The organism is Mycobacteriales bacterium, assembly GCA_035533475.1.
In the GTDB taxonomy this organism is placed as follows: Bacteria; Actinomycetota; Actinomycetes; order DATLTS01; family DATLTS01; genus DATLTS01.
This window is the reverse complement of sequence record DATLTS010000031.1, coordinates 77,842-85,348: the sequence shown is the minus strand read 5'-3', so window position 1 is coordinate 85,348 and position 7,507 is coordinate 77,842. Positions and strand designations below refer to the sequence as shown.

General features: G+C 72.1%; 9 protein-coding genes. 7 read left to right on the top strand and 2 right to left on the bottom strand.

The annotated features are described in order from the left end of the window. Both sucB and VNG13_06720 read left to right on the top strand, forming a co-directional pair. Window positions 1-1,170: 2-oxoglutarate dehydrogenase, E2 component, dihydrolipoamide succinyltransferase (sucB, locus tag VNG13_06725; protein HVA60214.1), on the top strand; the 1,170-nt coding region annotated here is incomplete at its 5' end. 2 nt (window positions 1,171-1,172) lie between these two features. Then, window positions 1,173-2,045: a TIGR01777 family oxidoreductase gene (locus VNG13_06720; GenBank protein ID HVA60213.1), complete on the top strand. Its 873-nt coding sequence runs from the start codon at window positions 1,173-1,175 to the stop codon at window positions 2,043-2,045. A gap of 6 nt (window positions 2,046-2,051) precedes the next feature. On the opposite strand, the gene VNG13_06715 is transcribed toward VNG13_06720, so the two are convergent. Next, complete coding sequence (locus tag VNG13_06715) at window positions 2,052-2,756, bottom strand: hypothetical protein (GenBank protein ID HVA60212.1); 705 nt, start codon at window positions 2,754-2,756, stop codon at window positions 2,052-2,054. 67 nt (window positions 2,757-2,823) lie between these two features. On the opposite strand from VNG13_06715, the gene lipB reads away from it, so the two are divergent. The 4 genes from lipB (at window position 2,824) to VNG13_06695 (ending at window position 5,431) form a co-directional block, all read left to right on the top strand. Continuing rightward, on the top strand, window positions 2,824-3,471 hold the full coding sequence (lipB, locus tag VNG13_06710) for a lipoyl(octanoyl) transferase LipB (GenBank protein HVA60211.1): 648 nt from the start codon (window positions 2,824-2,826) through the stop codon (window positions 3,469-3,471). Then, on the top strand, window positions 3,464-4,396 hold the full coding sequence (lipA, locus tag VNG13_06705; protein ID HVA60210.1) for a lipoyl synthase: 933 nt from the start codon (window positions 3,464-3,466) through the stop codon (window positions 4,394-4,396). Before lipB ends, lipA begins: the two co-directional genes overlap by 8 nt. A gap of 69 nt (window positions 4,397-4,465) precedes the next feature. Next, window positions 4,466-4,690 carry a hypothetical protein gene (locus tag VNG13_06700; GenBank protein ID HVA60209.1) on the top strand — a complete coding sequence of 75 codons (225 nt, stop codon included), beginning with the start codon at window positions 4,466-4,468 and terminating at the stop codon, window positions 4,688-4,690. Between the two features lie 36 nt (window positions 4,691-4,726). Beyond that, window positions 4,727-5,431, top strand: a complete 705-nt coding sequence (locus tag VNG13_06695; GenBank protein HVA60208.1) for a DUF4191 domain-containing protein — start codon at window positions 4,727-4,729, stop codon at window positions 5,429-5,431. 40 nt (window positions 5,432-5,471) lie between these two features. Here the strand turns inward: VNG13_06695 and VNG13_06690 are convergent, their stop codons facing one another. After that, the gene (locus VNG13_06690; GenBank protein HVA60207.1) at window positions 5,472-5,846 is read right to left on the bottom strand and encodes an RDD family protein; all 375 of its coding nucleotides are present in this window, start codon (window positions 5,844-5,846) and stop codon (window positions 5,472-5,474) included. Between the two features lie 150 nt (window positions 5,847-5,996). On the opposite strand from VNG13_06690, the gene glnA reads away from it, so the two are divergent. Next, window positions 5,997-7,421 (top strand): type I glutamate--ammonia ligase, encoded by a 1,425-nt coding sequence (gene glnA / locus VNG13_06685; protein HVA60206.1) that lies wholly within the window; start codon window positions 5,997-5,999, stop codon window positions 7,419-7,421. Window positions 7,422-7,507: the final 86 nt, after the last annotated feature.

The following is a 7,507-nucleotide window of genomic DNA, read 5'->3' as shown; positions in this document are numbered from 1 at the left end:
GCGGCCGAGGCGGAGAAGCCGGCGGCCGAGGCGGAGAAGCCGGCGGCCGAGGCGGAGAAGCCGGCGGCCGAGGCGGAGAAGCCGGCGGCCGAGGCGGAGAAGCCGGCGGCCGAGGCGGAGAAGCCGGCGGCCGAGGAGAAGCCGGCGGCCGCCGCCGAGCCGGAGCCGGAGCCGGAGCCCGCCGCCGAGGCGGAGCCGGAGCCCGCGGCACCGGACGAGCCGGCCGGCGAGGTCGGGGCCTACGTGACCCCCCTGGTCCGCAAGCTCGCCGCAGAGCACGGGGTCGATCTGGAGCAGCTCTCCGGCACCGGGGTCGGCGGCCGGATCCGCAAGCAGGACGTGCTCGACGCCGCCCGCCCCGGTGGGGCCGCGGTCCCCGGGCGGAAGGCCGAGCCGGCCGAGCCGCGTCCCGCGGCCGCCACCCGGCCGAGCTCGCCGGCGCCGGTGGCGCGGGGGCGCACCGAGAAGCTGTCCCGGCTGCGCCAGGTCATCGCCGCCCGGATGACCGAGTCGCTCCAGACCTCCGCGCAGCTGACCACCGTGGTGGAAGCCGACCTCACCCGCGTCGCCCGGCTGCGGGATGCCGCCAAGGCGGACTTCGAAGCCCGGGAGGGGGTGAAGCTGACCTTCCTGCCGTTCTTCGCCACGGCGACCTGCGCGGCGCTCAAGGAGTACCCGCAGGTGAACGCCTCGATCGATCTCGAGGGCGGCACCGTCACCTACCACGAGGGGGTCCACCTCGGGATCGCCGTCGACACCGATCGGGGGCTGCTCGTCCCGGTCATCCACGACGCGGGCGACCTCAACCTCGGCGGCCTGGCCCGCAACATCGCCGATCTGGCCGCCCGGACCCGGGAGAACAAGGTCTCCCCGGACGAGCTGGGCGGCGGAACCTTCACGCTGACGAACACCGGCAGCCGCGGCGCCCTGTTCGACACCCCGATCATCAACCAGCCCCAGGTGGGCATTCTCGGCACTGGGACCGTCGTGCGGCGGCCGGTCGTCGTCGAGGACCCCGAGTACGGGGCCGTCGTCGCCATCCGGCACATGGTGTACCTGGCCCTCACCTACGACCACCGCCTGGTCGACGGCGCCGACGCGGCGCGGATGCTGACGGCGGTCAAGGAGCGCCTGGAGGCCGGGGAGTTCGAGGGCGAGCTCGGGCTCTGACCATGAACGTGGTCGTGTCCGGCGCCAGCGGCTTCCTCGGCACCGCGCTGGTCCGGGCGTTGCGCTCCGCCGGCCACGACGTGCGGATCCTGGTCCGCGGGTCCGACGGTTGGCAGCCGGAGCGCCGCCATCTCGACCCGGCCCTGCTGGCCGGCGCCGACGCCGTCGTCAACCTGTCCGGCGCCGGGATCGGCGACCACCGATGGACCCCGGAATACCGCCGGCTGGTCCGGGCCAGCCGCATCGACAGCACCAGCACCCTGGCGCACGGGATCGCCGCCGCGACCGAGCGGCCAGCGGTCTTCCTGAGCGGCTCCGCGATCGGTGCCTACGGCGACACCGGCGACGACCCGGTGGACGAGTCGGCCGGCTACGGGGCGGGCTTCCTTCCCGACCTGTGCCGGGAGTGGGAGGCCGCCACGGCCCCCGCCGCCGAGGCCGGGGTGCGGACCGTCCACCTGCGCACCGGGATCGTGCTCTCGCCCGCCGGGGGCGCCCTGCGCAAGGTCCTGCCGCTGTTCAAGCTGGGCCTCGGCGGGCGGCTCGGCTCGGGGCGGCAGTGGTTCAGCTGGATCGCCCTGCCCGACCTGGTGGCGGCCGTGCAGTTCCTGCTGGCCGATAGCACCCTGGCGGGGCCGGTCAACCTCACCGCCCCCCTCCCGGTGCGCAACCGGGAGTACACCGCGGCCCTCGGCCGGGCCGTGCACCGCCCGGCGGCACTGGTAGTGCCCGCGGCCGCGCTGCGGATCGCCCTGGGCGGCTTCGCCGACGAAGGGGTCCTGGCCTCGGCGCGGGTGCTGCCGGAGGCCCTCGAGGCCGCCGGTTTCGACTTCACCCATCCGGACCTCGACGGGGCGCTGGCGGCGGTTCTGTAGCCGCTTTCAGCTCGCCGGCAGCACCGAGGCGAGCCGCCAGCCGGCGGCGGTGGACACCAGCGTGACGAGCCATGCCGTCGGCCCACGCCCGGGCACGGCCTCGAGGAGCCGGCCGGACCGGTCGAGGAGGTCGTAGGGCGACGCGGTGTCGATCACCCGGAGCAGCTCGGTTCCCCGCCCGGCGGCAACCACCCGCGCCGAGAGCACGCGGATCGAGAAACCGCGGGCGTGCGCCCCGCTCGCCCCGAGCGAAGCGAAGCCGGCCAGGTCGGCTGACAGCAGCGCCGAGCCGGCCGCGTCGGCCCGGGCCAGCTCGCCGGGGTCCGCGGTCACGAACGCGGCCGCCCGGTCGGCGTCGAGCCGGCCGAGCAGGCCGGTCCAGTCCGCGCCGGCGCCGGGCCAGCCCGCCGGGCGGGTTGCCGCGGACCTCCCCCAGGCGGCACCGAGCGCAATCGCCAGCCCGAGCAGCCCGGCGATGACGAGCCGCCCCGGCCAGCGCCGGCGATCCCGGACCGGCACCGGAGCCGGTGCAGTCCCGGGCTGCGGATCGGTGACGACGACGAAACCTTCGTCGACCGCGACGACGTCCCGGGCGGCCAGCCGGAGCAGCCGAACCTCGGCGCCGGTCCGGGCGTCCCGGCCGCGCCAAGCCGCAGAGCGGCGTTCCGGGGCGAGCACGGTGTATCCGGGCAGCGACCAGATGGCGGGCACGCCCCGGATGAAAGCACGCGGTTGGCGGTATTCCGCCGGCCGTCCACAACCGCCGTACGCTGGTGGCATGGCCGAACTCGTCTGCGTGCACGCCGGGGTCGTCGGGTACGAGGCGGCGTGGGCCTGGCAGCGGCGGCTGCACGAGCAGCGTGTGGCCGGCGAGATCCCGGACACCCTGCTGCTCCTCGAGCACCCGCCGGTGTACACCGCCGGGCGACGCACCGAGGCCTGGGAGCGCCCGGCCGACGGGACCCCGGTGATCGACGTCGACCGGGGCGGGCGGATCACCTGGCACGGTCCCGGTCAGCTCGTCGGTTACCCGATCTGCAAGCTGCCGGCCTTCGACGTCGTCGCCCACGTACGGCGGCTCGAGCGGGCCCTGATCGACAGCTGCGCCCATTTCGGCCTGGCCACCGGGCGGGTCGAGGGTCGCAGCGGGGTATGGGTGCGCGACGACGGACCGGACCGCAAGATCGCCGCGATCGGCGTCCGGGTGGCCCGCGGGGTGAGCCTGCACGGCTTCGCGCTCAACTGCGACGCGGACCTCTCCGGGTTCGATCGGATCGTGCCGTGCGGCATCACCGATGCCGGGGTGACCAGCCTCACCCGGGAACTCGGCCAGACCGTCGGGGTGGGTGAGGCGCGGGGTGTCGTTGAAGAAAAAGTGGCGCAAGCCATGGCTGCGGAGATCCGACTCGAGCCGGCGCATGTCTGACGCCGGGGGGCGCCGGCTGCTCCGGGTGGAGGTCCGCAACAGCGCGACGCCGATCGAACGCAAACCGCCGTGGATCAAGACCCGGGCGGCCTTCGGACCGGAGTACACCGCGCTGACCGAGCTGGTCCGCCGGGAGGGGCTGCACACGGTCTGCCAGGAGGCCGGATGCCCGAACATCTTCGAGTGCTGGGAGGACCGCGAAGCCACCTTCCTGATCGGCGGCGACGCCTGCACCCGGCGCTGCGACTTCTGCCAGATCGACACCGGACGGCCGCTGCCGCTCGACCGCGACGAGCCGCGCCGGGTCGCCGCAAGCGTGGCCAGCATGGGTCTGCGATACGCGACAGTGACCGGGGTGGCCCGCGACGATCTTCCGGACGGCGGCGCGTGGCTGTACGCGCAGACGGTGCGCGAGATCCACGCCGCGGTTCCGGGATGCGGGGTCGAGCTGCTCATCCCGGACTTCTCCGGGCGCGAGGGGCAACTGGCCGAGGTATTCGGGTCCGCACCGGAGGTGCTGGCGCACAATCTCGAAACCGTGCCCCGGCTGTTCCGCGAGATCCGTCCCGGTTTCCGCTACGAACGTTCGTTGACGGTTCTGCGGGCCGCCCACGACGCCGGGCTGGTGACCAAGTCGAACCTCATCCTCGGTCTCGGCGAGACCCGGGCGGAGATCGACGCGGCGCTGGCCGACCTGCGCGGCGTCTCGTGCGACCTGGTCACGATCACCCAGTACCTGCGCCCGAGCCCGCGCCACCACCCGGTCGCCCGGTGGGTGACCCCGGAGGAGTTCGACTCGATCGCGCGAACCGCGACGGATCTCGGGTTCGCCGGCGTGATGAGCGGACCCCTGGTGCGCTCGTCCTACCGCGCCGGCCGGCTCTACGCGTCGGCGTCTCGCACGGCCGCGTCCGCCGTCGACTAACGTTTTCGAAACCGACACAAACCCGCAACTTTGGACTGGCACCGTGAGCGTGAGGAGAGGAGGCACCCGATGCCCGTCCTGCGAGCACTGCCGCTAGCCCTGCTCGGCGAAACCATCCGGATCACGCGGGAAACCACGCTGCTCCTGTTCCCCCACGGCGGACAGCTGGTTGCCCGCCGGAACGCCTGGCAGGCCCAGGTGGCCGACGGGGAGAGGGCGATGTTGTGGTCGATGGCGCACCAGGCGATCGAGGCGGCGGCGCTGCCGGATGTGGCGGCACTAGTCGGGGGCTAGCCGGGGGCTAGCCGAGCTTCCGTATCCTGGCGCCCTATGGCGCGCACCCCCCCGGCCGGCTCCCCCGCGGCCCCCGACGCGGACAAGCCCAAGCGGCTTGCGCAGATCCGGGCCGTGTACAAGCTGGCCTACGCCCGGGATCGGAGGCTGCCGCTGCTCCTGCTCGGCCCCGGGCTCGGCGTGCTGGCGGTCTTCGTCGGGGTCGGCGTGCTCATCGGCCACCTGGTCTACCTGGCGATCCTCGGGGTGCTGACCGCAGTCGTCCTCGGCACCACCATCTTCGGGCGACGGGCGAACGCGGCGGTGTACGCGCAGGTGGAGGGCCAGCCCGGCGCGGCGGCGGCCATCCTGCAGTCGATGCGCGGCGACTGGCGGGTCACCCCGGCGGTCGCGGTCACCCGCAACTACGAGTTCGTGCACCGCGCGATCGGGCGCCCCGGCGTCCTGCTCGTCGGGGAGGGCGCTCCGGCCCGGGTTCGGGAGCTGCTCGGGCAGGAGAAGAAACGGATCAGCCGGGTTGCCCCGGAGACCCCGATCTACGACGTGAGCGTGGGGGACGCCGACGGTCAGATCACCCTGCGCAAACTGCAGGCGCACGTCGCCAAGCTGCCCCGCAACCTGCGACCAAAGCAGGTCGACGCGCTGGAGGCCCGGCTGCGCGCGCTCGGGGCCGCGGGGCCGCCGATGCCGAAGGGGCCGCTACCGCGGCCCGGTCGGATGCCACGGGGCCGCCTGCGCTGACGGTCCTGACGGTCCTCTGACGGTCCTCTGACGGTCCTGGTCAGACCCGCACGACCGCGGTTCCGCTGGCCCGGTCGTGCAGGCCGCGTCCGCTCTTGTCGATGATCACCGCGGGGACCAGCAGGAACAGCAGCACGGTGCGCACGAGCACCCAGCGGAGGTCGAGCCGCCCGCCGGCAACCGGGACGACCCGGATCCGGCTGGCGAACATCCCGAGGGTCTGGCCCCCGACGCCGAGCAGCACTACGTACTCGACGAACAGGACCAGCGCGTTCCACCACGCCACCTGGCCGAACAACAGTGCGATCAGGTCGCTGGCCACCGCGTCCAGGGCGAAGGCCCCGAGCCGCCGGCCGATCCCGGCTGTCGCACCGGGGATCGGCGCAGTCGGATCCCCTCGAGGCGGGCTGGTCACCGTGGCACGCTACCCGGCCGGCCGGGGCGTAACGCGCCGGAAACACCCGGGTCACCGCCGGGAAACCGCCACTGGATACGTTGACCCCTTCAGGCCGAGGCCGCGACCAGTACGGTCGTGGGGCTTAATTTCGGGCCCGGGAGGGGTTGCATGTTCAACGACGCCGGTGAGGTTCTCGGCTACATCAAGAAGAACGACGTGCAGTTCATCGACGTTCGATTCTGCGACCTGCCGGGGGTCATGCAGCACTTCACCTTCCCGACCGAGAACTTCGGCGAGTCGGTGTTCACCGACGGACTGATGTTCGACGGCTCGTCGATCCGGGGCTTCCAGCAGATCCACGAGTCCGACATGCTGCTGCTGCCGGACCCGTCGACCGCCTTCATGGACCCGTTCCGGACCCACTCGACGCTCGTTCTCAACTTCTTCATCCACGACCCGCTGACCGGCGAGGCCTACACCCGGGACCCGCGAAACATCGCCCGTAAGGCCGAGGCATACCTGCTCGGCAGCGGCATCGCCGACACGTCCTATTTCGGGCCCGAGGCGGAGTTCTACATCTTCGACGAAATCCGCTACGACACGACGCCGCACTCCTCGTACCACTACATCGACTCGGTCGAGGCGGCGTGGAATACCGGGCGGGAGGAGCCGGGCGGCAACAAGGGCTACAAGCCGCGCTACAAGGGCGGCTACTTCCCGGTGCCGCCGACCGACCATTTCACCGACCTTCGCTCGGAAATGGTTCGCCAGCTGATCGCCTGCGGCATCGACGTGGAGATGCAGCACCACGAGGTGGGGACCGCCGGCCAGGCTGAGATCGACTTCAGGTTCGACACCCTGCTGAAGACCGCGGACAACCTCATGGTCTTCAAGTACGTGGTCAAGAACGTGGCCCGGGCGGAGGGTCGGACGGCGACGTTCATGCCCAAGCCGATCTTCCAGGACAACGGCTCCGGCATGCACTGCCACCAGTCGCTGTGGAAGGACGGGAACCCTCTCTTCTACGACGAGATCGGCTACGCCGGGCTGTCCGACATCGCCCGCTACTACATCGGCGGGCTGCTCAGGCACGCCCCCGCCCTGCTGGCGTGGACGAACCCCACCACGAACTCCTACCGGCGCCTCGTGCCCGGCTACGAGGCACCGGTCAACCTCGTCTACTCACAGCGCAACCGGTCGGCCTGCTGTCGGATCCCGATCACCGGCTCGAACCCGAAGGCGAAGCGGATCGAGTTCCGGGTGCCGGACCCGTCCTGCAACCCCTACCTGGCATTTGCCGCGATGCTCATGGCCGGCCTGGACGGGATCCGCAACAAGATCGAGCCCCCGGAGCCGATCGACAAGGACCTCTACGAGCTGCCACCCGACGAGCACGCGGCGGTGCCGCAGGTGCCGGGCTCGCTCGAGGCGGTCCTGGAAGCCCTCGAGGCCGACCACGAGTTTCTCCTCGAAGGCGGCGTGTTCACCCAGGACGCGATCGACACCTGGATCGAGTACAAGCGGGCGAACGAAGTCGACCCGGTCCGGCTGCGCCCGCACCCCTACGAGTTCGCCCTCTACTACGACATCTAGTGAGCGGGGCCCTGCGGCTCGGGTGATCTGAGCTAAAGGGCCGCTGACTTGGGGAAACACTCCTCGTTGGTTCTCATTAGTTGCCG

Coding starts and splice junctions, on each gene's coding strand:
- VNG13_06720 (HVA60213.1), top strand. CDS start 1,173: ATGAACGTGGTCGTGTCCGGCGCCAGCGGCTTCCTCGGCACCGCGCTG.
- lipB (HVA60211.1), top strand. CDS start 2,824: ATGGCCGAACTCGTCTGCGTGCACGCCGGGGTCGTCGGGTACGAGGCG.
- lipA (HVA60210.1), top strand. CDS start 3,464: ATGTCTGACGCCGGGGGGCGCCGGCTGCTCCGGGTGGAGGTCCGCAAC.
- VNG13_06700 (HVA60209.1), top strand. CDS start 4,466: ATGCCCGTCCTGCGAGCACTGCCGCTAGCCCTGCTCGGCGAAACCATC.
- VNG13_06695 (HVA60208.1), top strand. CDS start 4,727: ATGGCGCGCACCCCCCCGGCCGGCTCCCCCGCGGCCCCCGACGCGGAC.
- glnA (HVA60206.1), top strand. CDS start 5,997: ATGTTCAACGACGCCGGTGAGGTTCTCGGCTACATCAAGAAGAACGAC.